The following is a 24415-nucleotide window of genomic DNA, read 5'->3' as shown; positions in this document are numbered from 1 at the left end:
CGGCCTATGGCCGGACACGCCTCACCCCCACAAGGGGGAGGGTGGGCGCTAGCTTGCGTACCTGTTCCCAGCCGGCTTGTCCGCCGCGTAGGGCGTTGTCGTGTAGCGCACGACGCGTCCCGCGCCTTCCTGCCGCGCCAGGCGGAAGCCCGGTTCTTCCGCGGGGCGGTTGACGATGAAGGAAAGCTTCACCGACTCCCAGCCATGGCTGGAATCGAAGGCGACGACGCGGATGTAGCGGTCGCCGTAGACTTTCCGGCATTCCCGCAGTTCCATGATGAGCGCCGCCGCGTCCGGATTGTCGAACATCGGATGGCCCCACATGTCCCAATAGGTATTGCGCGGGTGCGGGTCGTCGGTGAATTCGAGGCTGACGGACCAGTTGTTGTCGATGCAGTACTGAACCTGCGAGCGGATCTGGTCGTCGGTAAGGTCTGGCAGGAACGAAAAGGCTCCCTGGGTGATGCGCATGGTGGTTGCTCCTGGTTTACCCTCCCCCTTGTGGGGAGGGTCGACCGCGTAGCGGTCGGGGTGGGGGTCAATCTGCTCGGGTGAAGGACATACCCCCACCCCGGCCGGCTCCGCCGTCCGACCCTCCCCACAAGGGGGAGGGTAAGCGTCCCGCTATTCCGCCGCGGTCGCCACCGGCACGTAATCCGGCGAGTCGGTGGAGGCATAGTTGAAGGTCACGTCCTTCCAGATATCCAGCGCCTGCTTCAGCGGCAGGCAGTGGCGGGCGGCTTCGGCAAGAATCTCTGGCCCTTCGCGCAGATAGTCGCGGCCGGAGTTACGCGCGAAGATCATCGCCTCCAGCGCGACGCGGTTGGCGGTGGCGCCGGCCTGGATGCCCATGGGATGGCCGATGGTGCCGCCGCCGAACTGCAGCACGGTGTCCTCGCCGAGCAGGTCGATCAACTGGTGCATCTGGCCGGCATGGATGCCTCCCGAGGCCACCGGCATCAGCTTGTTCATCGAGGCCCAGTGCTGGTCGAAGAACACGCCGTTCTCCAGCCGCATCGGGTTAAAGTCCTCGCGGCAGATGTCGTAGTAGCCCTTGGTCGTCGCCGGATCGCCTTCCAGCTTGCCGACCACGGTGCCGGCATGGATGTGGTCGACACCGGCCAGCCGCATCCACTTGGCGATGACGCGGAACGACACGCCGTGGCTCTTCTGGCGCGTGTAGGTTGAGTGGCCGGCGCGGTGCAGGTGCAGGATCATGTCGTTGCGGCGCGCCCATTTCGCCATCGACTGGATCGCCGTGTAGCCGATGACCAGGTCGATCATGACGATGTTGGAGCCGAGTTCCTTGCCGAACTCAGCGCGTTCGTACATGTCCTCCATGGTGGCGGCGGTGACGTTGAGATAGGTGCCCTTGATCTCGCCGGTCTCGGCCTGCGCCTTGTTCACCGCCTCCATGCAGTAGAGGAACCGCTCGCGCCAATGCATGAAGGGCTGCGAGTTGATGTTCTCGTCATCCTTGGTGAAGTCGAGCCCGCCTTTCAGCGCCTCGTAGACCACGCGGCCGTAGTTGCGGCCGGACAGGCCGAGTTTTGGTTTCACCGTGGCGCCGAGCAGCGGGCGGCCGAACTTGTCGAGTCGTTCGCGCTCGACCACGATGCCGGTGGCCGGCCCCTGGAACGTCTTCACATAGGCGACGGGCAGACGCATGTCCTCGAGCCTCAGCGCCTTCAGCGGCTTGAAGCCAAAAACGTTGCCGATGATCGACGCCGTCAGGTTGGCGATCGAGCCCGGCTCGAACAGGTCGAGGTCGTAGGCGATGTAGGCGAAGAACTGGCCAGGCGCGTTGGGCACCGCGTCGACCCGGTAGGCTTTTGCGCGGTATTTTTCGGTGGCGGTCAGCCGGTCGGTCCACACAACGGTCCAGGTGGCGGTGGAGCTTTCGCCGGCGACGGCGGCCGCCGCCTCGATCTCGTCAACGCCGTCCTGCGGGGTGATGCGGAACAGCGCGATGACGTCGGTGTCCTTCGGCTCGTAATCGGGCTCCCAATAGCCCATCTTCTTGTATTCCATGACGCCGGATCTGTAGCGGGCGGCGCCTGTCACGGTCATTGACTTGGCCATTGCTCTGGGTCCTTTCCTTTTATTGTTGGACCGCTTGTCAGGCGGCTTTGGCGGTGGCGATCAGCGGGTCGAGCTTTCCGGCGGCGTAGCGTTTCGCCATTTCGTCGAGCGAGATCACCTTGATCTTCGAGGCGTTGCCGGCCGTGCCGAAGCGCTCGAACCGGTCGCGGCAGAGGTCGCGCATGGCGTCCATCGCCGGTTTCAGGAATTTGCGCGGGTCGAACTCTTTTGGAGTCTCCGACGCGATCTTGCGGAACTGGCCTGTCATGGCCATGCGGCAATCGGTGTCGATGTTGACCTTGCGCACGCCGTGGCGGATGCCGCGCACGATCTCGTCCACCGGCACGCCATAGGTCTGGGGCATCTCGCCGCCATAGCGGTTGATGACGTCCTGCAATTCCTGCGGCACCGAGGACGAGCCGTGCATGACCAGATGTGTGTTCGGCAGCTTTTCGTGGATCTCCTCGATGACGCGCATGGCCAGGATGTCGCCATCCGGCTTGCGCGTGAACTTGTAGGCGCCGTGCGAGGTGCCGCAGGCGATCGCCAGCGCGTCGACCCTGGTTCGCAGCACGAAATCAACGGCCTGGTCGGGATCGGTGAGCAACTGGTCTTGGCGTAGCGCACCTTCTGCGCCGTGGCCGTCCTCGGCCTCGCCATGGCCGCTCTCCAGCGAGCCGAGCACGCCGAGCTCGCCCTCGACGGACGCGCCGACCCAATGCGCCATGCGCGCCACGCGCTCGGTGACGGCGACATTGTAGTCGTAGCTTGCCGGCGTCTTGGCGTCGGCCTCGAGCGAGCCGTCCATCATCACCGATGTGAAACCGTGGCGGATGGCCGACATGCAGGTGGCTTCGTTGTTGCCGTGGTCCTGGTGGATGCAGAGCGGGATCGACGGATAGATATCGACCAGCGCGTCCATCATCTTCGACAGCATGATGTCGTTGGCGTAGGAGCGGGCGCCGCGCGACGCCTGGATGATCACCGGCGCGTCGCAGGCTTTCGCCGCCTCCATGATGGCAAGACCCTGTTCCATGTTGTTGATGTTGAAGGCCGGCACGCCGTAGCCATGTTCGGCGGCGTGGTCGAGCAACTGGCGCAGCGTGATTTTTGCCATGGCGGTTCAGTCCCTTCCGTTCGTGTTCTGTGTCGCGTGGTCGCCCGGCTTGCCGGCATCCTTGCTCTGGCCGTCCGGCCTGGCGGCAGGCTCGGGCTGATTCCGGGAGGGGCGTCCAATTCCGGTTTCACCGCCATACATGGCCAGTCTCCTCAGATGAGTTTCAGCGCGGTCGCCGCGACCGCCTCCGGCGTGATGCCGAAATGTTTGTAGAGGTCGGGCGCCGGCGCGCTGGCGCCGAAACCGGTCATGCCGACGAAGGCGCCGGTCTCGCCGATCCAGCGATCCCAGCCCATGCGCGCGGCCGCTTCCACCGCGACGCGCGGTACATCGCCCAGCACGGAGCGGCGGTAGTCGGCGTCCTGCTCCTCGAACAGTTCCCAGCACGGCATGGACACCACCGCCGCCGCGAGGCCGTGATCGGCGAGGAGGATTTCGGCCGCCGTGACCGCGATCTCGACCTCCGAGCCGGTGGAGATCAGCGTCAGGTCGCGCCGGGCGGCTGGTTCGCGCAGGAGATAGGCGCCATGCGCCGAGCGTTTCTCCGCCGTGTGCGCCAATCGCAGCATCGGCAGGTTCTGGCGCGACAGCACCAGCACGCTCGGCCGGTTTTCGGATAGCAGCGCCAGTTCCCAGCATTCCGCCGTCTCGACGATGTCGCAGGGGCGGAAGACGTCGATGTTCGGCGTCGCCCGCAGCATCGCCAGATGCTCGACCGGCTGGTGGGTCGGGCCGTCCTCGCCGAGGCCGATGGAATCATGCGTCATGACGTAGATGACGCGCTGGCCCATCAGCGCCGAAAGCCGCATCGCGCCGCGCGCATAGTCGGTGAAGCACAGGAATGTGCCGCCATAGGGGATGAAGCCGCCATGCAGCGCGATGCCGTTCATCGCCGCCGCCATGCCGTGCTCGCGGATGCCGTAGTGGATGTAGCGGCCGGCAAAGTCGTCGGGCGCGATGCGGCCCATGCCTTTGGTCAGCGTCAGGTTCGAATGGGTGAGGTCGGCCGAGCCGCCGACGGTCAGTTCCGTTGCCGCATTGATGACGCCCAGCGCCATTTCGGACGCCTTTCGCGTGGCGACTTTTGTCGCCTTCTCGACATGCTCCTTGCGGAAGGCGGTCAACGCTTCGACCAGGCTGTCGGGCAGCTTTGCGGCGATGGCGGCCTCGAAGGCTTTTGCCTGCGGCGAGGTCGCCAGCCGATGCTCCCAGGCGCGCCGCGCGGCCCGGCCGCGCGTGGCGACCTCGCGCCAGGCGGAGACGATCTCGTCCGGCACCTCGAACGGCGCATGGGGCCAGTCGATGTTTTCGCGGGTGGCGGCGATTTCCGCATCGCCCAGCGGCGCGCCATGCGTCTTCTCTGAGCCGCCGAGGTTCGGCGCGCCTTTGCCAATTACCGTCTTGCAGGCGATCAGCGACGGCTTTTCCGAACCCCGCGCCTGTTCGATCGCCTCGGCCACCGCTTCCGCGTCGTGGCCGTCGACCGAAAAAACCGCCCAGCCGGCCGCCCGGAAGCGGGCCGGCTGGTCCATCGACGTGGAGAGGGAGGTCGGGCCGTCGATGGAAATCGAATTGTGGTCCCAGAACACGATCAGCCTGTTGAGGCCGAGATGGCCGGCAAGGTCGATCGCCTCGTGCGAGATGCCTTCCTGCAGGCAGCCATCGCCGGCGATGACATAGGTAAAATGGTCGACAAGATCGGCGCCGTGGCGGGCGGCCAGCATGCGCTCCGCCAGCGCCATGCCGACGGCGGTGGAGATGCCCTGGCCGAGCGGGCCGGTGGTGGTCTCGATGCCCAGCGCATGGCCGAATTCCGGATGGCCGGCGGTGCGGCTGCCGAGCTGACGGAAACTCTTCAACTGCTCGATCGGCATGTCCTCGTAGCCGACGAGGTGATGCAGCGCGTATTGCAGCATCGAGCCATGGCCGGCCGACAGCACGAAGCGGTCGCGATCCGGCCAGTCCGGCCGGGATGGATCGATGCTGATGAAGCGGTTGAACAGCACCGTCGCGACGTCGGCCATGCCCATCGGCATGCCGGGATGCCCGGAATTGGCCTTTTGCACCGCGTCCATGGCGAGTGCGCGGATGGCATTGGCCATGTCGCGCTCGGAGACGGCGGGCGCGGCGACGGTTCTTATGGCTGCCGGGCTCATGAGTTCCTCCTCGTGAGGCTGTCAAGATGTGCCCCCTCCACCATGCTTCGCATGGTCCCCCTCCCCCGCTTCGCAGGGGAGGAACCCGCGTCGCCGTTGATCCTCCCCCGTTTACGGGGGAGGGGGACCGCCGAAGGTGGTGGAGGGGGCGTAAGCCGTTGCAAATTCATCATATCCTCCTCATGAAACCCGCCGCTTGCGCTCGATGAGTTGCAGGATCAGCGGCGTCAGGATGAGCTGCATGGCGAGATCGAGCTTGTTGCCGGGCACGACGATGGAGTTCGGCCGCGACATGAACGAGTCGTGGATCATCGACAGCAGGTAGGGAAAATCGATGCCGCGCGGATTGGCGAAGCGGATGACCAGCATCGACTCGTCCGGTGTCGGGATCCAGCGCGCGATGAACGGGTTCGACGTGTCGACGATCGGCACGCGCTGGAAATTGATGTTGGTGAGCGCGAATTGCGGGACGATGTAACGGACATAGTCGGGCATGCGCCGCAGGATCACGTCCACCACCGCTTCCGTCGAATAGCCGCGGGTTGAGCGGTCGCGATGGATCTTCTGGATCCATTCGAGATTGATGACCGGCACCACGCCGATCTTCAGGTCGGCGTGCTTGGCCAGGTCGATCTCGCCGGTGACGGCGCAGCCGTGGAGACCTTCGTAGAACAGCAGATCGCTGGGCTCGAACGCGCGCCAGTCGGTGAAGGTGCCGGGCGGCGCGCCGAAAATTTTTGCCTCATCCTCGTCATGGACATAGGAGCGCGTCTTGCCCGAACCGCGCCGGCCATATTCCTCGAAAACGCTTTCCAATATGGCGAGTTCGTTGGCCTCGGCGTTGAAATGGGTGAAGTTCGGATTGCCCGCCTTCTCCTCTTCCGCGACCTTCTCCTTCATGCCGGCACGGTCGTAGCGGTGGAAGGCGTCGCCCTCGATGAAGGCCGCCTCGATCTTCTCGCGGCGGAAGATCTGCTCGAAGATGCGCTTCACCGACGTGGTGCCCGCGCCGGACGAACCGGTGATCGAGATGATGGGGTGCTTTGCAGACATGGGTCCGGTCCTCAGGCGCGGAACAGGCCGCGATTGCCGAACAGCGGCGCGCGTTCGCCGATGCTCGACGGGTCGGTGTGGTAGCGGCCGATGCGCTGCACCTCGCGCTCCGAGCCGAACACCAGCGGCGTGCGCTGGTGCAGGCTGTGCGGCACGATTTCGAGGATGCGGCCGAGTGTGTCGGTGGCTACGCCGCCGGCCTGCTCGACCAGCAGGGCGATGGGGTTCGCCTCGTAGACCAGCCGCAGCCGGCCATGGCCATAACCCTTGCGGCGGTCACCGGGGTAGAGATAGACGCCGCCGCGCATCAGGATGCGGTAGCAGTCGGCCACCAGCGAGGCGATCCAGCGCATGTTGAAGTCTTTTTCGCGCGGGCCTTCGCTGCCCTCGAGGCAGTCGTCGACATAAAGCCGAACGGCCTCGTCCCAGTGCCGGTAGTTGGCGGCGTTGATGGCGAATTCCTGCGTGCGCTCCGGGATGGCGCGGCTCTCATAGGCCTGCACGAAAGTGCCGAGCCGAGGCGACGGCACGAAGATATGCGTGCCGCTGCCCAGCGTCAGCACCAGCGCGAATTGCGGGCCGTAGATGAAGAAGCCGGCCGCGAGCTGGTTCGATCCCGCCTGGAAAAAGGAGGCGGCCGGATTTTGGTCCGGCGCGCCAGTCGCAGGGAGGAGCGAAAAAATCGTTCCGATCGAGACGTTGACATCGATGTTGGAGGAGCCGTCGAGCGGGTCGATGGCGATGGCAAGTGGGGCGGCCGCGTCGAGCAGCACCGGTTGGTCCAGTTCCTCCGAGGCATAGAGAGCCACGGGCGCGTGGCGTATGGCGGTGAGAAAAATGTCGTCGGCGAAGACGTCGAGATCCTTCTGCTCGTCGCCACCGGCATTGGCGCTGCCGCGGGTGCCGGCAAAGGCATGGCCGAGCACGCCCTGATTGATCGTGCCGCGCACCGTGGTCGCGGCCTGCACCAGTTGCCGCACCGTCTCGGCTACAGCCGCACGGATCGGGCTTTCGGTTCCCGCATAGGAATTGAGAAACGCGTCGAGCGTTGCCGCAGTCATCTGATTGTCCTCCCGGACCGCCGACCTCCTCTTGGCCGGCATGCGGATGACAACAGGCGGTATGGGATAAGTAAACTTTAATAACTTTACTTTGAGACTAAAAATTGCTTAGCCTTGCGCATGCGCAACCTGACCCTCAAGCATCTGCGCGCCGTACAGGCGATCGTTTCCGGCGGAAAAATCGTCAATGCCGCCAATGCCTTGGGCCTGTCGCCCCCGGCCGTGACGATCCAGTTGCGGCAACTGGAGGAGGAAATCGGGCTGGCGCTGTTCGACCGCACCACGGATGGCATGCGTCCCACTGCCGCAGGACTGGCCTTCGTCGAGACCGCGCGGGTGATCGACGAGCGGCTGCGCATGCTCGAGGACCAGGTCGACGCCATAAAAGGCCTGCGCGCCGGCAGCCTGCGGCTGGGCGTGGTGTCGACGGCAAAGTATTTCGCGCCGCGGCTGATGGCGGCCTTCATGAAGGAATATCCCGACATCGACATGCGGCTGCTGATCGGCAACCGGGCCGAGACCATCGCCAATCTGAAGAACCACGATGTCGATGTCGTGCTGATGGGCCGCCCGACCAAGGACGTGCCGGTGCGCGCCTCGGCCTTCGGCGATCACCCGCTGGTCATCGTCGCGCCGCCCGACCATCCGCTGGCGACGGTGCGCGACATCTCCAAGGAGCGCATCGCCGAAGAGGATTTTTTGATCCGCGAGCCGGGGTCGGGTACACGCATCTCGCTGGAGATTTTTTTCAGCGAGATTCCCGGCCGCATCGACGATCTCGGCGTCGAGATGGGTTCGAACGAGACCATCAAGCAGGCGGTCATGGCGGGGCTGGGTATCGCCTTCATCTCCGCCCACACCATCGCGGCGGAGGTGGAATGGGGGCGGCTAGTGGTGCTCGACGTGGCCGGCATGCCGATCCGCCGGCAATGGTTCGGCGTGATGCGCGCCGACCGCGCGGTCTCGCCGGCCATGCAGACTTTTCACGATTTTCTCATGCGCAAGGGCGCGATGTACCTGCCGCTGCTGGGGAAGCTGTATCCGGAGACGGGTAGGGCAGTAGGGCAGTAGGGCAGTAGGGCAGTAGGGCAGTAGGGCAGTAGGTATGTCCGCTCTCGGCATTGGGCTTGAGACTCGTCCAAAAGAAGCGCTGTAGCTGCGATCCGTTGACTGCCTCGTGAAATCGCAATCTCTTTCCTACTGCCCTACTGCCCTACTGCCCTACTGCCCTACTGCCCTACTGCCCCTTCTTCATCTCCTCCGCCACCACCTTCGCCAGCGCATAGAGCCGCTGCTCGATCAGCGTCGGCACCTCGCAGACATAGGTCAGCGACTGCACGCGCTCGTCGAAGATGCGGGTTTCGAACACCAGCCGGTCGGTCCGCCGCGCGATCTCGCCTGGGTCGGCATCCGCCTTGGCGCGCATGGCGTCGACCTCCGAGCCTTCCTTGCGCAGCCGTTCCGCCAATTGGATCTGGTTGCGCGCATAACGCCCGATGCCGGACATCACCTGCGCGCGCTCGCCGTTCATGTGGTCGAACAGGCCCTGGAACAGTTTTGCGAGTTGCTCCTGTGCCTTGTCCTTCGGCAGCGCAGCGGCGAAATCGCGGATCTCCTGCTCCGCCTCGGCGACCGGCACGCGCCGTGCCGCCAGTTCGCGCACCAGCGTGTCGATGTCTCCGTCCTGCGACCAGCCGGCGGCGGAGGCCGGCAATTCGGGGCCGTTCCAGATCTGGCCGAGCGACAGTTCCGGCACCTTTCGCTGGATGCAGGGCCAGTCGGCGTCCTGTTTCTGGGCTGCCAGGGTGGAGGCGGGGAGGGCGAGGAATAGTAGGTAAGCGATGAGGGTTTGCAGACCGTGCCGGTAAACTGAGGGACGACCGGTGACGCCCCCTCCACCAGGCTTCGCGTGGTGTCCCTCCCCCGTAAACGGGGGAGGATCGACGCTGCAGCCGGCCGCGACCTTGGATCCTCCCCTGCGAAGCGGGGGAGTGGGACCGCCGGAGGCGGTGGAGGGGGCATTCATTTGCATCAGCCGTTTCCTCCCGTATCCTGTTTGCGGATGACCAGTCCGCGCGACGGGTCGTAGGCGATGATTGCGGCGGCCAGGAAAATCGCCGTGAAGCCGACCACCACTGCCAGCGATACCCATTCGACTTGCCCGTAGAAGGCGAAACGGATCAGCTCGACCGCGTAGGTGAACGGGTTGAGCTGGCAGATCCTGTGGAGCAGGGGGCTTGATTCCTGCACGCGCCAAAGCGGATAGAGCGCCGGCGAGGCGAAATACATCGGAAAAATCACGAAGTTCATGACGCCGGCGAAATTCTCCAACTGCTTGATCACCGACGACAGCAGCAGGCCGAGTGCGCCCAGCATCAGCCCGGCGAGGAACAGCGCCGGCAGCACCATCAGATAGCCGATCGGCGGCGCCTTGACGCCCCAGAACCAGGCGACAGCGAGGAAGACATAGACCTGCGCCAGCGACACGACGACGCCGGCGAGCAGTTTCGACACCAGCAGGAACCAGCGCGGGAAGGGGCTGACCAGCAGCGTGCGCATGTTGCCCATCTCGCGGTCGTAGACCATCGACAGCGACGACTGCATGCCGGAAAACAACAGGATCATGCCGCACAGTCCCGGCGTGATGTAGACCTCGTAGAGCACGTAGGTCTTGTAGGGCGGGATGATCGACACGCCGAGCACCTGGCGGAAGCCGGCCGCGAAGATGAACAGCCACAGCAGCGGCCGCACCAGCGACGAGATGAAGCGTTCGCGCTGGTTGAGGAAGCGTAGTCCCTCGCGGACAAGGACGCCTTTCAGGCAGACCAGGTAGTTGTAGAGGCCGAAGGCTGGGGCGGGCAGGGGCGCGGCGGAGAGGGTCATGGGGCAGCCTCCGCGCGCTGTTTGCTTGGGCGAGTGATCCTCCAAGCCTCGCCTGCGGCGAGACGCCGGAACGAGCCGGCGAAGCCGGATCGGAGCGGATAAATTCCATGGGCGATAGAGTTCATCCCCGCGCCCTCTTGCCCGTAAGCGCCGAAAACGCCTCGCCGATTGTCTTCGATCCGGTCGAAGCAATGACATCAGCCACGACGCCCTTGGCGACGACCTTGCCCTCCGAAAGCACCACGACATGGTCGCGCTCGTCCACCTCGTCGATCAGATGTGTCGCCCAGAATGCGCTGATGCCCTCCGTCGCCACCAGCCGGCGGATGTCGGCCAAAATGCCCGCGCGCGACTGGACATCCAGTCCGACCGTCGCTTCGTCGAGCAACAGCAGATGCGGCCGATGCAGCAAAGCACGCGCGATCTCGACGCGCCGCATCTGGCCGCCCGACAGGCTGCGCGCCTTGTCATGCAGGCGGCTCGCCATGTCGACGGTCTCCAGCACCGCGCCGATGCGCTTTCGGGCCTCGCCGGAGCCGATGCCGTGCAGGGAGGCATGGTAGGAAAGGTTCTGGTGGACGCTGAGGTCGAGGTCGAGCGTGCGCGCCTGGAAGACGATGCCCAGCCGCCGCAGCGCCTCGCCGGAAGCCCGCGTCACGTCATGGCCGAAGATGCGGATCTTGCCTTGCCGCGTGTCGTAGAGATGGCTGATCAGCGAGAACAGCGTGGTCTTGCCGGCGCCGTTGAGCCCGAGCAGCACGGTGAAGGTGCCGGGTGCGATGGCAAAGGAGACGTTGTCCAGCGCTTTCTTGGGGCCATAGGCATGGCTGACGGCGGCGACGTCGAGCGCCGCGATGCCGTTTGCCTGGTCGAGGGCGGTCATCTGTTGCATTCGTGCGCCCTCCCGCCGCGCAGCCGAAACTAGCGCGGCAGGCGGCCCATGCCAGTTCCTACTTTATGGTAATGGTGCCTTTCATGCCCTTGTCGGCGAGGTCCGGCACCGACCAGGTGTAGATGCCTGGACGCACCGTGGTGAACTGCACCTGGATGGTGCCGTCGGCGTCGAATTCCAGCCAGGCCGGCGCACCGTTCATGTGGACCTCGAGGTCGCTGATGACGATCTGGTTGTTCCAGACGTTGCGGAACAGGTCGGTGTTGAACTTGTATTCCAACCCGCCCGCCGCCGTGATCTTCCAGCGGTAGCCCTGGCCGGCGATCAGATTGAAATCCTTCTGGTTGACGGTGAACTGGTCTTCCTTCGAGCCGAGGATGAGTTCCGGCACATCCTTGCTGGCGCGCGTCGGTTTCTCGGCGGCGGCAGGAGCGGCCTGTTCGGCTGCGGCGGGCTTGTCGTCGTCGTCATCGTCGTCCGCGTCCTGCGCCCACACCTGCCCGTGCGCGAACGCCAGCCCGATCAGCGACGCGAAAGCGATTGCCCGAAATTTTCTCATGATTTCCTACCCTTTTGCTGGTTGCCTGATTCTTTTTCTCAGTTCGGGGAAACGACCACGCCCCACGGCAGCGCCCCCACCGTCACCGACTGCACCGGCTCGTCGGTCGCCGCGTCGATGAAGGTGATGTCGTTGGACACGCCGTTGGTCGAGATGATGGTCTTCTGGTCCGGCGTGAAGGCGAGCTGCCAGACGCGCTGGCCGACCAGCACGTATTTCTCGACCTCGTAGGTCTCGGTGTTGACCACCGCGACGCGATTGGCGGGTCCAAGCGCCACATAGGCCTTCTTGCCGTCGGCGGTGATGCGGATGCCGACCGGCTGGATCGCCTCGGAACGCAGGCCGGGAATCTCGAAGGTGATCTTGTGCTTCACCTCGCGCGTCGCATTGTCGATGATCGACACCGTGCCGCCGATCTCGGCGCTGACCCAGGCCTCCGACCCGTCCGGCTTGAACTCGACGAAGCGCGGCCTGGAATCGACCAGCACATTGTCGGTGATCTCATGCGTCGACGCGTCGATGAAATGCGCCATGTTCGTCGTTTCCGACGTGTTGACGATGGTCTTGCCGTCGGGGCTGACGCCCATGCCCTCCGGCTCGACGCCGACCGGGATTTCGGACAGCACCGCTTTCGACTCCAGGTCGATCACGGTGACGAGGTTGTCGTCCTCGTTGGCGACGTAGAGCGTCTTGCCGTCGGGCGACAGCACGAAGAGTTCCGGATCGGGACCGGAGGGCAGCGTGTCAACGATCTGCAAGGTTGCCGTGTCGATCACCTCGATCGTGTCGTCGTCGCTGGCGCAGAGATAGACGAACTTTCCGTCATGCGAGATGGTGATGCCGCGCGGCCGCTGGCCGACATTGATGGTCTTGGTGACCTGCATGGTCGCCGAGTCGAGGACGGTGACGGTGTTGTCCTTCTCGTTGGAGACGTAGACCGTGTAGGCCGAGGCCGGGCTGGCCAGAAATCCCAGCCCCGCCATCAGGGCGAGCGCGGAAAGGCTCGTTCGCATCAAATTCCTCCCGTTAGTCATTGTTATTTCAGCACGCACTTGGTCTCGGGCTGGTCGACGCCCAGCGTGTCGAGTTCGGAAAACTGGTGCAGAAACCCTTCCTGTGGCGAGGTCGTCACCACCGAGCGGCCGTCGCCCAAAAAGATCGGCTGGCGAAGCTGCCAGTTCCATTTGCGAAACGTCAGCTTCTGGCCCTTGAAAGCGGCGATGGAGAATTTGTCGTCGCGGATGAACGCCTCGATCTTGGCTGGATCTCCGCCCTGGGTGCGGGTGGCGGCGTCGCCGATGATGCGCGCCGCCGTCCACGCGGCCATGTCCTTCGACAGCATGCGCCGGCCGCTGGCCTTGGCAAAACGGTTCTGGATCTGCGAGCCGCCCCATTGTTCGCTGGCCGGGTGCCAGCCGGAAGGTGTGAGCCCCGCCGTGCCGGCGACCGGCCGCGGGATCCAGGTGCGGAAGGGGACGTAGGTGCCGAACACCTCGCTCTCGTCGGCGACAAGCACGACGTCATGGTCGGGCAGGTCCTGCATGAAGACGGGCAATTGACGCTGGATCTGTACCACGCCGGAATCGGTGCGCCGCGCCGTGCCGGTGTCCTTGAATTCCTTTTCCGCCACGATCTCGCCGCCGAAGCGGGTGGCGGCGCGGCGCAGCGCGTCTGCAAAAAGCTGGTCGCGCTCGTGCGAACCATAGACCAGCACCCATTTGCGCCATTGCTTCCAGATCAGGTACTGCGCCAGCCCGTCGGCCAGCATGCTGCGGGTTGGCGCGGTGTGGAAGACGTTCACCCGGCACTCTTCCTCGCGCAGACTGTCGTCGGTGGCGCCGACATTGAACAGCAGCACGCCATTGTCGCGGGCGATGTCGGCGATCGACAGAAGCTGTTTTGCCGAAAGATCGGTCAGCACGTAGCGATCGCCCTTGGCGACCATCTCGTTGAACACCGGAACGACGTCGGCGTCGGGCTTCACCTCGGTCACGTCAAGCGTAAACTTCTGGTTGAGGAACTTTCCGGTCGTGTTGTTGTCGGCGATCGCCACGTTGGCACCGGCCACGCCCTCGTCGCGCGGCGCGATGTCGAGCACCGACAGCGCCAGTTGCGGCTCGTAGGCTCTGAGATAGCCGAGCTTTATGTCGACCGCCGGTTTTTCGGGCTTCTTCGCCGGTGCTTCCGCCTTGGGCTGCGGCGCGGTTTCCTGGGCGACAACCGCGCATACGTTGACGCTCGCCAAAAAAAGTCCGATGAAGATGGCAAGAGTATTCGGCACCATGCTCTTCATATCCAAATGCCTCGCCGCCCCGCCTAAGCGGGGCAAAACGCTACGAAATTCCGGTGCCATGATGAGCTTAGCCAAGCTTCATACAATCGCAACCCCTATAAGTTCACTTTTTGCGGCAGCTTTCGGCATCTGCGTTTTGACGGGTGCGGCGGCCGCGGGGCAGAAGGTCGCGGTGTTCCCCTTCGAACTGGCGCAGGGCGATGTCGTGCCCGGCACGCCGGACAAGCATGTGGCCGAGCAGAAGCGGCTGGACGAGGTGACGCGGGATTTGCGCGATTCTCTGGCCAAGTCGGGCTTCGAGGTGATCGACACCGCGCCCGTCGCGGCAAAGGTTGCCGCCGCCAATCTGCAATCCTGCGGCGATTGCACCGACGATTTTGCGCGCGAACTCGGCGCTGACTATGCGGTGACCGGTGTCGTCTACAAGGTCTCCGAACTTGTGCTCAGCATGAATGTCCGGGTGCGTGACGCCGCGACGTCCACGCCGCTGACCAGTGCGGTGGTGGACATGCGCGGGAACACCGACGAATCCTGGCGGCGCGCCATCAGCTATCTCTATCGCAACGTGCTGTCCGCAAGGCTGGAGAAGTTCAAGAAATGACCAAGATGCTGGCCAGCGTCACCGGCGTCGCCGAAGCCGAGATCGCGATTTCCGGCGGCGCGGACATCATTGACTTGAAAGACCCGAAGGCGGGCGCGCTCGGCGCCGTGGCGACGGATGTGATCCGCGAGACGGTTTCAGCCGTGGGCATGCGCGCCGAGACGAGCGCCGTCTGCGGCGACCTGCCGATGCATCCCTATACGATCCGCACCAAGGCAGAGGAGATCGCGGCGACCGGCGTCGGCTACGTCAAGGTCGGGTTCTTCCCGTCCGACGAGGCGGCGGCCTGTTCCCGCACGCTGGCGCCGCTCGCCCGGCGCACGAAACTGGTCGCCGTGCTGTTCGCTGACCGGAAACCCGATTTCAACCTGCTGCCGGTGTTTGCGCAAAGCGGCTTCCATGCCGCGATGGTCGATACGGCCGACAAGGCAAACGGCCGGCTGCTCGACCATATGCCGCCGGAGCGCATGCCGGCTTTCGTGGCGAAAGTGCGCGAGCTTGGCATGAAGGTCGGCCTCGCCGGCTCGCTTGAAGCGCCGGACATTCCGAGGCTGCTGCCGTTCTCGCCGGATTTCCTCGGTTTTCGCGGCGCGCTCTGCGGCCAGTCGGGGCGGTCAGCCGCAATCGACGCGGAGGCGGTGGCCGGTATCCGCTCGCTGATTCCGGAAGAGCGGCAGCTCGACCAGTCGGCGACCGTGGACTACCGGCTGCTGGCGGCGCGCGGCTATTCGCCGGGCGCCAGCGATCCGGCGCTCGGCACCGACAAGATATTCGTGCGCGATTTCGTCCTGCCGGTGCAGATCGGCGCCTACAGTTTCGAGCACGGCCACACTCAAAAAGTGCGGTTCGACGTGTCCGCCGACGTGCAGCGCATGACCAGCAATCCCGAGGACATGCGCCACATCGTCTCCTACGACATCATCACCGACGGCATCCGCACCATCGTGGCGCGCGGCCATGTCGAGTTGAGCGAGACGCTGGCCGAACAGGTCGCGGCTGTCGTGCTGGAGGACCCGCGTGTCATGCGGGTGACGGTCAGCGTGCAGAAGCTGGAGCTCGGACCGGGCGGCGTCGGCGTCGAGATCGAACGCAAGCGCGCCAAGCAGCAATCGTCCAGCCTGTCGTCCGGCGGAACGTCGGGCGGCATTGCCGGCGACGACAAGACGTTCTCAGGCTTCGGCCAGAAGGGCATCGGTTCGTGAAGCCAACTGTCGTCAAGCTCGGCGGCAGCACGGCGCGTACGGCGGAACTGGACGCCTGGATTGCCGCGCTGATGGAAAGCGCCGCGCCGCTGGTCGTCGTGCCCGGCGGCGGTCCATTCGCTGACACGGTCCGGGATGCACAGCGCTCCATGGGCTTTTCCGATGCGGCTGCGCATAAAATGGCGATCCTTGCCATGGAGCAGTTTGGGCAGGTCATCCTCGACCGTCATCCGCGTTTCGTTCCGGCCCCCTCGGTCGATGATATCGAGGCGGCGTCGGCGACCGGCCGCATCCCGGTCTGGATGCCGTCGGAGATGGCCGTGTCGGCGCCGGAAATCCCGGTTTCATGGGACGTGACCTCGGATTCGCTCGCCGCCTGGCTCGCCGGCCGGCTTGAGGCGGAGACGCTGCTTCTGATCAAGCAGACGGACGGTTTTTCCGCTTCGGACGATGTTGCCAGCCTTTCGGCGCGCGGCGTGGTCGACGCGGCGCTGCCGTCGATGATGCCGGAAAACGTGGCGCTTCGTCTTGCCGGTCCGCGCGATGCGGCGACTGCCGCGGCGGATCTCGCGTCGGGAAAATTGCCCGGCACTTTGGTCGCTCTTGCATCCGGCCGGCTTCGCAGGACAGCTTAGGCCATGACCAAACTGCATACCCCGCGCTGGGCCTGGGTGCTGACCGGCTCCGGCCACTTTTTCACCGAGAGCTTCCAGATGATCCGCGATCTGGAGCATTGCGACGTGTTCGTGTCGCAGGCCGCGAACGAAGTCCTGCGCATGTACAAACTGAAGCTCGATTTTCCCGAGACGATGCGGGTGCTGCACGACAAGACGGCGAGCGCCATTCCCGTCGGCGAGTTCTATCACGGCGTCTACCACACGGTGGTCATAGCGCCAGCGAGTTCCAACACGGTCGCGAAATGTGTCTGGGGCATTTCCGATACGCTCGCCACCAACGTTTTCGCGCAGGCCGGAAAATGCCGCGTGCCGTCGATCGTCTTTGCCTGCGACACCGCGCCGGAACTGGAGACCATGGCCCCGCACGGGCTGGTAAAGGTCTATCCGCGCAAGATCGACCTCGACAACACCGAGCGGCTGAAAGCGTTCGAGCGCACGCAGGTGGTGGAATCGCTGGCCGAATTGCGGGCGGCGGTGGAGCGGCGCAGGGCGGAGCTGGAAGCCGATGGTTAGGCGACGCTCGGTGCTGGGGGACAGTTTACTTTTTTCCGCCCGAGCTAGCCTTGAAGCGGCCGCGCCTTTCTGCGGAAAGAAAGTAAACTGTCCCCGGCGCTTTTCCTCTCCAAACACCCATGCCTGAGCGGCTTGTCTTCCTCACCGGCCATCTCGCCAAAGCGCGGCTGGAGCGGCTTCTTTCCGGCCTCGGCGAAACGGCGTTCGCGTGGGAGATCGTCGACATCGGCGTGAAGGTGGCCGCGCTGATGACGGAAGAGATCATAAAACGCCGTCTGAAACTGCCGGAGGGCGCCGACCGTGTCATCCTGCCAGGCCGCTATCGCGGCGATCTCGACAAACTGTCCGCGCATTTCGGCGTGCCTTTCGTGCGCGGCCCGGACGAGATCGCCGACCTGCCGGCCTATCTGGGCCGCGCCGGCCAGCCGCCGGACCTGTCTCGGCACGCCATGCGCATCTTCGCCGAGATCGTCGACGCATCGGGGCTTTCGCTCGACGCCCTGTTGATCCGTGCGCGACAACTTGCCGCCGCCGGTGCGGACGTGATCGACATCGGTTGCCTGCCGGAAACGCCGTTCCCGCAGCTTGGCGAGGCCGTGCGTATGCTGAAGGCCGAGGGTCTTTCGGTCAGCGTCGATTCGGCTGATATCGAGGAACTGCGCACCGGCGCCGAGGTGGGCGCGGATTTCCTGCTCAGTCTGGATGAGAACACATTGCCGCTCGCCTTCGAGCATCCGGTCACGCCGGTGCTGATCCCGGCGGTTCCCGGCGACCTTGATTCGCTCGGCCGCGCCATCGAGGCGGCACAGAAGGCCGGCATAAAATTCATCGCCGACCCGGTGCTCGATCCGATCCATTTCGGTTTCGCCGACTCGCTCGGCCGCTTCATCGAGGCGCGCCGGCGCTGGCCGGAGGCCGATCTGATGATGGGCACCGGCAATTTGACCGAACTGACCGACGCCGACACGTCCGGTATCACGGCGGTGCTGGCGGGCATCTGCTCCGAGCTCGACATCGGCAACGTTCTGACCGTGCACGTCAGCCCGCACACGGTGCGCACCGTCGAGGAGCACGATCTCGCCCGCCGCATCCTGTTCGCGTCGCGGAGCGACGGTGCGCTGCCGCGCAGCTACCATCCCGGCCTGTTGCAGGTGCACGACCGAAAGCCGTTTCCGGCCACCATCGCCGACATCGAGGCGCTGGCCGCCGACGTGCGCGACGCCAATTTCCGCATTCTCACCGCTGAGGACGGCATCCACATCTTCAACAAGAACGGCCATGCAGTCGCCAGAGACGCCTTCGAATTGTTCGCTGGTCTTGGCGTCGAGGCGGACGGCGCGCATGCCTTTTATCTCGGTGCGGAACTGATGAAGGCCGAGATCGCCTGGCGGCTGGGAAAACGCTACGTGCAGGACGAGCCGCTGGCCTGGGGCGTCGCCGCGTCCGCGCCGCAGGAAGACCGCACGCGCCTAGCCGAGGCCGGCCATACGCTGAAGGCGAAGAAGGAGCGTTAGTTTTGCCTTACATTCGCGAGTCGATCGTCACCACCGTCGATGCGGCCGGCAAGGTCCACATCGCGCCGATCGGTATCATCGCCGAGCGCGACGGCTGGGTCATCGCTCCGTTCCGCCCCTCGATGACCCTCGACAATCTCGCAGCCGTACCTTTCGCGGTCGCCAGCTACACGGACGACGTGCGCATCTTCGCCGGTTGCCTGATCGGGCGTCGCGATTGGCCGACCGTCCCGGTCGAAAACTGCCCGGTGCCGCGCCTGGAAACTGCTCTCGCTCATTCGGTTCTCAAGGTCGAGAACGTCTCGGATGATCCACTACGGCCCCGGCATTTCTGCCGCGTCGTGAGCGAAGGGGTACATGCCCCGTTCACCGGCTTCAACCGCGCAAAAGCCGCGGTGCTGGAACTGGCGATCCTGGTCAGCCGGCTGACCATGCTTTCGCGTGAAAAAATCGAGGCCGAGATCGGCTACCTGACCATTAGCATCGACAAGACTGCGGGGCCGGAGGAACGAGAGGCGTGGGGCTGGCTGATGCAGCGCGTCGACGAGCATTTCGTCAACGAGGCGGGGAACAGCTAAGCGACTTGGCACAAGCAGTTGGGCGGCAGCTACCCACCCGACTTCAGGAAATCGACGATCACCTTCCTCTGCGCGGCATCGCTTATGCCGCCATAGGGTTTCATCGTGTTGCCGTTCACCACCTGCTCGGGATTGGCAATGAACTTGTCGAGATTGGCCTCGTCCCAAATGATTCCGGACTGCTTCATCGACGGCGAATAGTTGAAGCCCGGCTGCGATCCCGCCTTCCGGCCGAACACGCCAGCAAGGCTGGGGCCCTGGCGGTTGTCGTCCTCCTTCATGGTGTGGCACATGCGGCAGTTGGTGTTGAAGGCGGTCTGGCCTTCGTTCTGGGCGAACGCCGGAGCAGCCGTCGCGGCCAGCAGCAGGGCGACAAGGGAACGCATCATGCGAAGTCCTCCCGGAGTTCGGGGATGAACGCCCGGCCGCGAAGCCCGTTCCGCTTTTATGACACGGCACCCGCCAAAAGCGCGATGGCGGTTGCCGGACCGGCATTGCTCGCCTCGCCGCGAACCGCGTCGCCGGCCGGGATGATGTCGGCGAGGTCGAAGAAGCGGCGCCCCATACGTGCCGCCAGCCGTTTGATCTGCCGGCGGCCGGTGCCGGCGGCGACGATGGGCGCGTCTTCGGGCAGGGTTCCGGCCACCCGGAACGCCGCGTCATGCACCATGCGCAATTGCTGCTCGCTGAACCACGCTGCGATGTCGCGCCATTCGCGCGGCGAAAGATCGGCCGCGTCGCGCCCCACCATGCGCGCCAGCCTGGCGGTCGAGCCGGCAACCGTCTTCTCCCGGCCGTCGGCCGAAGTAAGCTTGTCGTCGGCTTCGTCGAGCACCCCGAGGATGCGGTGCGCGTCGGCGATCGAGGCGAAATATTCGTTCATCAACGGCGTCATCTGGCCGCGCACCGGCGCCGACGAGGCCACGCCGAACAGGAAGGTGCGGGTGAAGCCGGTATAGACGAGTTCTCCCGTCGAGAGCCGCTCGGCGTCGGTGTAGCCTTGGCTGGCGACGGCGCCGTCGCGCACCGGGATGATGTCGGTGGTGGTCGAGCCCATGTCGACGAACAGCGCGTTGCCGGCAAGCCGTGCGGCCAGCGAGGCGGTGGCATGCCAGTTGGCCGAGGCGACGTCGCCCGGCAGCGCCGCGGCGCGATTGACGCCGACGAAGCCGGAACGCCCGGCATAGATCAGTTTTTCGCCATCCGGAAAATGCGATGAGATCTGGCCGAGCAGCGCCGCCACGCCTTCGTCGCGCGACGGGAAGATGTCCGCCAATTCGCCTGTCATGGTGAAGGCGTTGAGGTCGCTGCCGGCATAGAGCGATGCGGTCTCGCGCAAGGCAGCGTCGAGCTTGTCGAGCCCCTGCCAAAGCGGCATGGCGACGGAGGCGGCGGCCACGACGCGGCCGTTCTCGACGCGGGCCACCTTGAGATGCGCGCCGCCGATATCGAAGCCGGCGATGATGGTCTTTCCGTTTGGCAAGCTTCAGGCTTTCATGACAAGGGTGGACGAATGGCAGCGTTGCGTATCATTCCGGTTCTGGACTTGAAAGGCGGGGTCGTCGTCCGCGCCGTGCGCGGCCGGCGGGAGGACTACAGGCCGATCGTCACGCCGCTCAGCGCCAGCCCGGACCCGGTGGCGGTCGCCAACGGGCTGCGGACGCTGCATCCGTTTTCCACTTTCTACATCGCCGATCTCGACGCCATAGAGGGCCGCCCGGCCAACGAGGCCGCGCTGACCGGGCTGCGCGCCATGCGGGAGCCGCCCGAACTCTGGGTCGACGCCGGTATCGCCGGCGAAGGCGAGCTTGCCTTGGCTTTGGCGATGCCGGGAAAATACGTGGTGCTCGGCTCCGAATCGCAGCGTGACGAAACCCTGCTGCGGCGCTTCTGCGACCGCCAAAACCTGATCCTGTCGCTGGATTTCTTCGCCGATGGATTTCGCGGTCCGCCATCCATTCTCGGCGATCCGGCACTGTGGCCGGACCGCGTGATCGTCATGACGCTGGCGAAGGTCGGAACCGCCGGCGGGCCGGATATGGCGCGGCTTGCGGAGATCAAGGCGAAGGCAGGCGAACGAGAGATCATAGCCGCCGGCGGCGTGCGCAACATGGGCGACATCAAGGCGCTGGCGTCGCTCGGGGTGACCGCTGCGCTGGTTGCTACGTCGCTGCACGACAACACTCTCACCGCCCAGCAACTGGCGTCGCTGGGCGAGGGGTAGCCACAACTCCAGCCGCCCAAAGGCCGCGGGGCCTTCGGGAGGGAAAGCCCCGAATGTCGCCATTCGAGGCCCGGTATCAGAGACCCAAGAGCTTTTTCAACCGGCGCAGCAGACCCTCCGGCTCCGCTGGGGGTTTTACCTGTGCGGGGTTGTCTCTTGTCTAGGCGCCGAACGGATGCTTCACCTTGTCCCGCTGGGCAGTCGCCTCGGCGGCGGTCGGCGTGCCGCTCACGGCGCGCTGGATCGCTTCCTTGGTGGCGCGATAGTTGAAGTCCTGGATCTTGGCGTCGTCGTTGGCTTCCCAGTGGATGAACACGCCGACGCAGATGAACACGTCGTCGGCTTCCTCGGCGGGAATGGTGCCGTCCGCGACGCTGTCCTGCACCGCCTTGGCGACCGCGAACTGCGCCGGGCCGAACATCTGCACCGCCTGCTTGGCGCCCTTGATCGTCACCTTGTTGAACATCACGGTGTTGGGCTTGCACTGCAGATTGGGTGCGATCACCGCGAGGAGGGAGGTAAAGCCGTCCTTGTTGTTGGTCAGCGCGTTGCAGAACGCCGATTCGACCGCGCTCCCCCGCGGGCCGATCAGAAGGTCGATATGGGCGACTTCATTGCCGTCGCCGATAAGCGACTCGCCGACCAGAACTTTAGAGATCTTTGCCATGCCAGTTTTCCTCCGAGACACAATTTATGGAGTCCAAGACGCCGCAACCGAGCGGACGCTCGATGGACGACTATCCTTGTTGGCAGCATCCGGATTTTTGCCCGGACCGGTTGGCTAGATAGCCGCGAGGTACTGTCCCTCGCTGCCAAAATTCAATCATCAACCACCCGATTGCGCAAGTTGATGAAGGAGGATGTGGACTAAAAGACAAGCCACCGTCAGGTCGGCCGAGGTGCCTGGATTGATGCCGCGCACCTTGAGATCGCGGTCGAAATCCGACAACAGCGTGACCCGCTCCACCTCGTCGGTTGCCGCATCGAGCGCGGCGCGGACGGCCTGCGCTTCCTCCAGCACCTTTTGGGCGATTTCGCTGCCATGCTTGCGGGTGACGTGGCTGTCAGGGAAGCTTGTCAGGAAGGCCATGTAGACGGCAATCGTCGGCCACATGCCGGTCTCGCCGCGCTCCAGCGACGCCTGCAGCGCCGGCACGCCGAGTTCGAAAATATCGTCGAAACCATTGGCATATTGACGGGCGATCAGGTCGCGTCCGGCAGCCTCTCGCATTGCCTCGACCAGCGTCACTTTCGGCGCCTCGCGCACGTCACTGCCGTCTGTCGAGCCCAGGCCACCGGGAGAAGCGGCGACGATCGCCTCGAACACCGCCCCGGTGTCGTCGAGGTCGATGGCATCGAGCACGGCCCGGAGGTTTTCGCGCAGGTTTCGGATTTCGGGAGAGCTATCGGATGTGGTAGACCAGAAGGCAGTGCCGCGCGGCGCACCCCCACCCCTAACCCCTCCCCACAAGGGGGAGGGGGACTTCGGTGTCGCACTGCCATGTAAGTTGGTTGACGATTGACGGTTGTCGAAGGGGTAACCCGGTCCCCCTCCTCCTTGTGGCGAGGGGTTAGGGGTGATCTCGCATGCGATAGTCCCGTCCATTTCAGCAGCGCGGATCAGAGGCGCGCAGAGCAGAATGATGCCGAGATTGGTGTTGGTGCCGACCGCCTGCCGGGTGGCGCGCACCGCCTCCAGCATGCGACGGCCTACGGGCAATGCCGGATCGGTCAGCGGCGGCGACGAGACGCGCGCACTCTCCAGGAACTGCGCGGCCGACATGCGGTGGCCGTCGGCGAAGACATGCACGTTGCCGGGCTTCAGCGCTTCGATCTCCAGACGGCAGGCGTCTTCGTAGGCGCCTGGCAGAACGTCGCGCGAAAGCATGTCAGGAATTCGCCGGCGCGGCGAAACGGTATGGGCGTGGCGTCGCCATGTGTTCGGCGCAGTCGGCGAGGAACTTCAGCAGCGCGGCGGCAATAGCGTCGGCGATGTCGACGCTGACCACTGATTGCAGCCCTGACCAGGCCGGCATGCTGTTGACCTCCAGCACCGTCAACTGCCCGTCGGCGGCGCGCATGACGTCGACGCCGGCAAAATCCGCGCCGACGGCGGCTGTAGCCGCGACCGCCAGGTCAGTCAGTTCCGCCTCGTCCGATCCGGCAAACGGCTCGGGGGTAGCTCCCCGGTTGACGTTGGTGATCCAGTCGCCGCCGCGCCGGCTCATCATCGCCACGGACTCGCCGCCGCAGACGAAAACGCGAAAATCGCGGAAGGGGGGGCCGGGGCGCGGCACGTAATGCTGGAGATAAAAGACGTCGCCGACTTCTTCCGAAGCAGGCAGGTCGGAAAGCTCTCGGATCAATTTTATGCCGCGCCCCTGCGCGCCGAACAGCGGCTTCAGCACCAGCGGACCGTTCGGCAGTTCACGTTCCGCGACCATTTGCGCGGCAGCCAGCCCCTCGACCGCGAAAGTTTTCGGCGTCGGCAGGCCGGCATTCTTGAGCAGGAACGTCGTCATCGACTTGTCGACGCAGCGCTCGATGGCCTGCGCCGAATTCCAGACAGGCACTCCGAGTTTTGCGAAGGCATGCAGCACGCCCAGCCGCCGCGTCACCGCCTCGAACGAGCCGCCTTCAATCGAGCGAACCAGCACGGCATGCGGCAACGCGCCGCCAAAGGCTGGAATGGCAAGCCCGGCCGGCGCCTGCGTGTCGAAGCCGATCGCGGCCAGCGGCACGCTCCGCACGATAGCACCGCGCTTGCGCAGCCACGAGGCGAGGCTTTTGGAGCGTGGGCCGGAGCGGTCGTTGACGATGAGGATGCGCGGGATCATGGGGTGGATGCTATGAGTGGAATGCGAGGTCGGCGTTTCGTCGCGCCCCCCTCTGTCCTGCCGGACATCTCCCCCGCAAGGGGGGAGATTGGCAGCGTTGGCCTTACCGCTCTTCCTTCAACGTCGCTGATTGGCGAAACCCTAGCGGCCGGCCAATCTCCCCCCTCGCGGGG

Annotated in this window: 25 protein-coding genes; 8 read left to right on the top strand and 17 right to left on the bottom strand. The window is 64.9% G+C overall.

Going from position 1 to position 24415, the window contains the following annotated elements:
* Positions 1-48 precede the first annotated feature (48 nt).
* From ACSBOB_RS25315 to ACSBOB_RS25290, 6 genes are all read right to left on the bottom strand, one after another.
* Positions 49-471: a ribulose bisphosphate carboxylase small subunit gene (locus ACSBOB_RS25315; protein WP_442578815.1), complete on the bottom strand. Its 423-nt coding sequence runs from the start codon at positions 469-471 to the stop codon at positions 49-51.
* 153 nt (positions 472-624) lie between these two features.
* The gene (locus ACSBOB_RS25310; protein WP_442578814.1) at positions 625-2082 is read right to left on the bottom strand and encodes a form I ribulose bisphosphate carboxylase large subunit; all 1458 of its coding nucleotides are present in this window, start codon (positions 2080-2082) and stop codon (positions 625-627) included.
* 37 nt (positions 2083-2119) lie between these two features.
* Entirely contained in the window at positions 2120-3199 is a 1080-nt protein-coding gene (fba, locus tag ACSBOB_RS25305) for a class II fructose-bisphosphate aldolase (protein ID WP_442578813.1), read from the bottom strand.
* Positions 3200-3351: 152 nt separating this feature from the next.
* On the bottom strand, positions 3352-5355 hold the full coding sequence (gene tkt / locus ACSBOB_RS25300; protein WP_442578812.1) for a transketolase: 2004 nt from the start codon (positions 5353-5355) through the stop codon (positions 3352-3354).
* 180 nt (positions 5356-5535) lie between these two features.
* A complete protein-coding gene (locus ACSBOB_RS25295) occupies positions 5536-6408 on the bottom strand; it encodes a phosphoribulokinase (RefSeq protein WP_442578811.1) in 873 nt (290 codons plus the stop codon).
* 11 nt (positions 6409-6419) lie between these two features.
* Positions 6420-7469 (bottom strand): class 1 fructose-bisphosphatase, encoded by a 1050-nt coding sequence (locus tag ACSBOB_RS25290; RefSeq protein ID WP_442578810.1) that lies wholly within the window; start codon positions 7467-7469, stop codon positions 6420-6422.
* 120 nt (positions 7470-7589) lie between these two features.
* Between ACSBOB_RS25290 and ACSBOB_RS25285 the strand changes: the two genes are divergently transcribed.
* Positions 7590-8540, top strand: a complete 951-nt coding sequence (locus ACSBOB_RS25285) for a LysR family transcriptional regulator (protein WP_442578809.1) — start codon at positions 7590-7592, stop codon at positions 8538-8540.
* Between the two features lie 166 nt (positions 8541-8706).
* On the opposite strand, the gene ACSBOB_RS25280 is transcribed toward ACSBOB_RS25285, so the two are convergent.
* The 6 genes from ACSBOB_RS25280 to ACSBOB_RS25255 all read right to left on the bottom strand — a co-directional run bounded on the left by ACSBOB_RS25280 (position 8707) and on the right by ACSBOB_RS25255 (position 14096).
* Positions 8707-9501, bottom strand: a complete 795-nt coding sequence (locus ACSBOB_RS25280; RefSeq protein ID WP_442578808.1) for a hypothetical protein — start codon at positions 9499-9501, stop codon at positions 8707-8709.
* A complete protein-coding gene (locus ACSBOB_RS25275; RefSeq protein ID WP_442578807.1) occupies positions 9501-10352 on the bottom strand; it encodes an ABC transporter permease in 852 nt (283 codons plus the stop codon). The genes ACSBOB_RS25280 and ACSBOB_RS25275 overlap by 1 nt, the downstream gene beginning before the upstream one ends.
* A 121-nt stretch (positions 10353-10473) precedes the next feature.
* Positions 10474-11244: an ATP-binding cassette domain-containing protein gene (locus tag ACSBOB_RS25270; protein ID WP_442578806.1), complete on the bottom strand. Its 771-nt coding sequence runs from the start codon at positions 11242-11244 to the stop codon at positions 10474-10476.
* Positions 11245-11302: 58 nt separating this feature from the next.
* On the bottom strand, positions 11303-11803 hold the full coding sequence (locus ACSBOB_RS25265; RefSeq protein WP_442578805.1) for a hypothetical protein: 501 nt from the start codon (positions 11801-11803) through the stop codon (positions 11303-11305).
* 38 nt (positions 11804-11841) lie between these two features.
* Complete coding sequence (locus ACSBOB_RS25260) at positions 11842-12816, bottom strand: YVTN family beta-propeller repeat protein (protein ID WP_442578804.1); 975 nt, start codon at positions 12814-12816, stop codon at positions 11842-11844.
* Between the two features lie 23 nt (positions 12817-12839).
* Positions 12840-14096, bottom strand: a complete 1257-nt coding sequence (locus tag ACSBOB_RS25255; RefSeq protein ID WP_442583825.1) for an ABC transporter substrate-binding protein — start codon at positions 14094-14096, stop codon at positions 12840-12842.
* Between the two features lie 172 nt (positions 14097-14268).
* Here ACSBOB_RS25255 and ACSBOB_RS25250 point away from each other — a divergent pair, with 172 nt between their 5' ends.
* The 6 genes from ACSBOB_RS25250 (at position 14269) to ACSBOB_RS25225 (ending at position 19181) form a co-directional block, all read left to right on the top strand.
* Positions 14269-14697, top strand: a complete 429-nt coding sequence (locus tag ACSBOB_RS25250) for a DUF3280 domain-containing protein (RefSeq protein WP_442578803.1) — start codon at positions 14269-14271, stop codon at positions 14695-14697.
* On the top strand, positions 14694-15899 hold the full coding sequence (locus ACSBOB_RS25245; protein WP_442578802.1) for a (5-formylfuran-3-yl)methyl phosphate synthase: 1206 nt from the start codon (positions 14694-14696) through the stop codon (positions 15897-15899). Before ACSBOB_RS25250 ends, ACSBOB_RS25245 begins: the two co-directional genes overlap by 4 nt.
* A complete protein-coding gene (locus ACSBOB_RS25240; protein ID WP_442578801.1) occupies positions 15896-16534 on the top strand; it encodes an amino acid kinase family protein in 639 nt (212 codons plus the stop codon). Before ACSBOB_RS25245 ends, ACSBOB_RS25240 begins: the two co-directional genes overlap by 4 nt.
* A 3-nt stretch (positions 16535-16537) precedes the next feature.
* Positions 16538-17089 carry a flavoprotein gene (locus ACSBOB_RS25235; protein ID WP_442578800.1) on the top strand — a complete coding sequence of 184 codons (552 nt, stop codon included), beginning with the start codon at positions 16538-16540 and terminating at the stop codon, positions 17087-17089.
* Between the two features lie 119 nt (positions 17090-17208).
* A complete protein-coding gene (locus ACSBOB_RS25230; RefSeq protein WP_442578799.1) occupies positions 17209-18603 on the top strand; it encodes a DUF6513 domain-containing protein in 1395 nt (464 codons plus the stop codon).
* 2 nt (positions 18604-18605) lie between these two features.
* Entirely contained in the window at positions 18606-19181 is a 576-nt protein-coding gene (locus tag ACSBOB_RS25225; protein WP_442578798.1) for a DUF447 domain-containing protein, read from the top strand.
* A 29-nt stretch (positions 19182-19210) separates the two neighbouring features.
* Here the strand turns inward: ACSBOB_RS25225 and ACSBOB_RS25220 are convergent, their stop codons facing one another.
* Positions 19211-19570 carry a c-type cytochrome gene (locus ACSBOB_RS25220; protein WP_442578797.1) on the bottom strand — a complete coding sequence of 120 codons (360 nt, stop codon included), beginning with the start codon at positions 19568-19570 and terminating at the stop codon, positions 19211-19213.
* Between the two features lie 56 nt (positions 19571-19626).
* A complete protein-coding gene (locus ACSBOB_RS25215; protein ID WP_442578796.1) occupies positions 19627-20664 on the bottom strand; it encodes a hydantoinase/oxoprolinase family protein in 1038 nt (345 codons plus the stop codon).
* Between the two features lie 30 nt (positions 20665-20694).
* Between ACSBOB_RS25215 and ACSBOB_RS25210 the strand changes: the two genes are divergently transcribed.
* Positions 20695-21405 carry a HisA/HisF-related TIM barrel protein gene (locus tag ACSBOB_RS25210; RefSeq protein WP_442578795.1) on the top strand — a complete coding sequence of 237 codons (711 nt, stop codon included), beginning with the start codon at positions 20695-20697 and terminating at the stop codon, positions 21403-21405.
* Between the two features lie 160 nt (positions 21406-21565).
* Here the strand turns inward: ACSBOB_RS25210 and fae are convergent, their stop codons facing one another.
* From fae to ACSBOB_RS25195, 3 genes are all read right to left on the bottom strand, one after another.
* A complete protein-coding gene (fae, locus tag ACSBOB_RS25205) occupies positions 21566-22072 on the bottom strand; it encodes a formaldehyde-activating enzyme (RefSeq protein ID WP_442578794.1) in 507 nt (168 codons plus the stop codon).
* A 159-nt stretch (positions 22073-22231) separates the two neighbouring features.
* The gene (locus ACSBOB_RS25200; protein WP_442578793.1) at positions 22232-23293 is read right to left on the bottom strand and encodes a triphosphoribosyl-dephospho-CoA synthase; all 1062 of its coding nucleotides are present in this window, start codon (positions 23291-23293) and stop codon (positions 22232-22234) included.
* Position 23294: 1 nt separating this feature from the next.
* The gene (locus ACSBOB_RS25195; protein ID WP_442578792.1) at positions 23295-24242 is read right to left on the bottom strand and encodes an ATP-grasp domain-containing protein; all 948 of its coding nucleotides are present in this window, start codon (positions 24240-24242) and stop codon (positions 23295-23297) included.
* Positions 24243-24415: the final 173 nt, after the last annotated feature.

This window comes from Mesorhizobium sp. KACC 23794 (assembly GCF_052180275.1).
Classification (GTDB): domain Bacteria; phylum Pseudomonadota; class Alphaproteobacteria; order Rhizobiales; family Rhizobiaceae; genus Kumtagia.
Note: the sequence above shows the minus strand (reverse complement) of the source record. Positions and strands in the feature narration are given on the sequence as shown.

Coding starts and splice junctions, on each gene's coding strand:
- ACSBOB_RS25315 (WP_442578815.1), bottom strand. CDS start 471: ATGCGCATCACCCAGGGAGCCTTTTCGTTCCTGCCAGACCTTACCGAC.
- ACSBOB_RS25310 (WP_442578814.1), bottom strand. CDS start 2,082: ATGGCCAAGTCAATGACCGTGACAGGCGCCGCCCGCTACAGATCCGGC.
- fba (WP_442578813.1), bottom strand. CDS start 3,199: ATGGCAAAAATCACGCTGCGCCAGTTGCTCGACCACGCCGCCGAACAT.
- tkt (WP_442578812.1), bottom strand. CDS start 5,355: ATGAGCCCGGCAGCCATAAGAACCGTCGCCGCGCCCGCCGTCTCCGAG.
- ACSBOB_RS25295 (WP_442578811.1), bottom strand. CDS start 6,408: ATGTCTGCAAAGCACCCCATCATCTCGATCACCGGTTCGTCCGGCGCG.
- ACSBOB_RS25290 (WP_442578810.1), bottom strand. CDS start 7,469: ATGACTGCGGCAACGCTCGACGCGTTTCTCAATTCCTATGCGGGAACC.
- ACSBOB_RS25285 (WP_442578809.1), top strand. CDS start 7,590: ATGCGCAACCTGACCCTCAAGCATCTGCGCGCCGTACAGGCGATCGTT.
- ACSBOB_RS25280 (WP_442578808.1), bottom strand. CDS start 9,501: ATGCAAATGAATGCCCCCTCCACCGCCTCCGGCGGTCCCACTCCCCCG.
- ACSBOB_RS25275 (WP_442578807.1), bottom strand. CDS start 10,352: ATGACCCTCTCCGCCGCGCCCCTGCCCGCCCCAGCCTTCGGCCTCTAC.
- ACSBOB_RS25270 (WP_442578806.1), bottom strand. CDS start 11,244: ATGCAACAGATGACCGCCCTCGACCAGGCAAACGGCATCGCGGCGCTC.
- ACSBOB_RS25265 (WP_442578805.1), bottom strand. CDS start 11,803: ATGAGAAAATTTCGGGCAATCGCTTTCGCGTCGCTGATCGGGCTGGCG.
- ACSBOB_RS25260 (WP_442578804.1), bottom strand. CDS start 12,816: ATGCGAACGAGCCTTTCCGCGCTCGCCCTGATGGCGGGGCTGGGATTT.
- ACSBOB_RS25255 (WP_442583825.1), bottom strand. CDS start 14,096: ATGAAGAGCATGGTGCCGAATACTCTTGCCATCTTCATCGGACTTTTT.
- ACSBOB_RS25245 (WP_442578802.1), top strand. CDS start 14,694: ATGACCAAGATGCTGGCCAGCGTCACCGGCGTCGCCGAAGCCGAGATC.
- ACSBOB_RS25235 (WP_442578800.1), top strand. CDS start 16,538: ATGACCAAACTGCATACCCCGCGCTGGGCCTGGGTGCTGACCGGCTCC.
- ACSBOB_RS25230 (WP_442578799.1), top strand. CDS start 17,209: ATGCCTGAGCGGCTTGTCTTCCTCACCGGCCATCTCGCCAAAGCGCGG.
- ACSBOB_RS25220 (WP_442578797.1), bottom strand. CDS start 19,570: ATGATGCGTTCCCTTGTCGCCCTGCTGCTGGCCGCGACGGCTGCTCCG.
- ACSBOB_RS25210 (WP_442578795.1), top strand. CDS start 20,695: ATGGCAGCGTTGCGTATCATTCCGGTTCTGGACTTGAAAGGCGGGGTC.
- fae (WP_442578794.1), bottom strand. CDS start 22,072: ATGGCAAAGATCTCTAAAGTTCTGGTCGGCGAGTCGCTTATCGGCGAC.
- ACSBOB_RS25200 (WP_442578793.1), bottom strand. CDS start 23,293: ATGCTTTCGCGCGACGTTCTGCCAGGCGCCTACGAAGACGCCTGCCGT.
- ACSBOB_RS25195 (WP_442578792.1), bottom strand. CDS start 24,242: ATGATCCCGCGCATCCTCATCGTCAACGACCGCTCCGGCCCACGCTCC.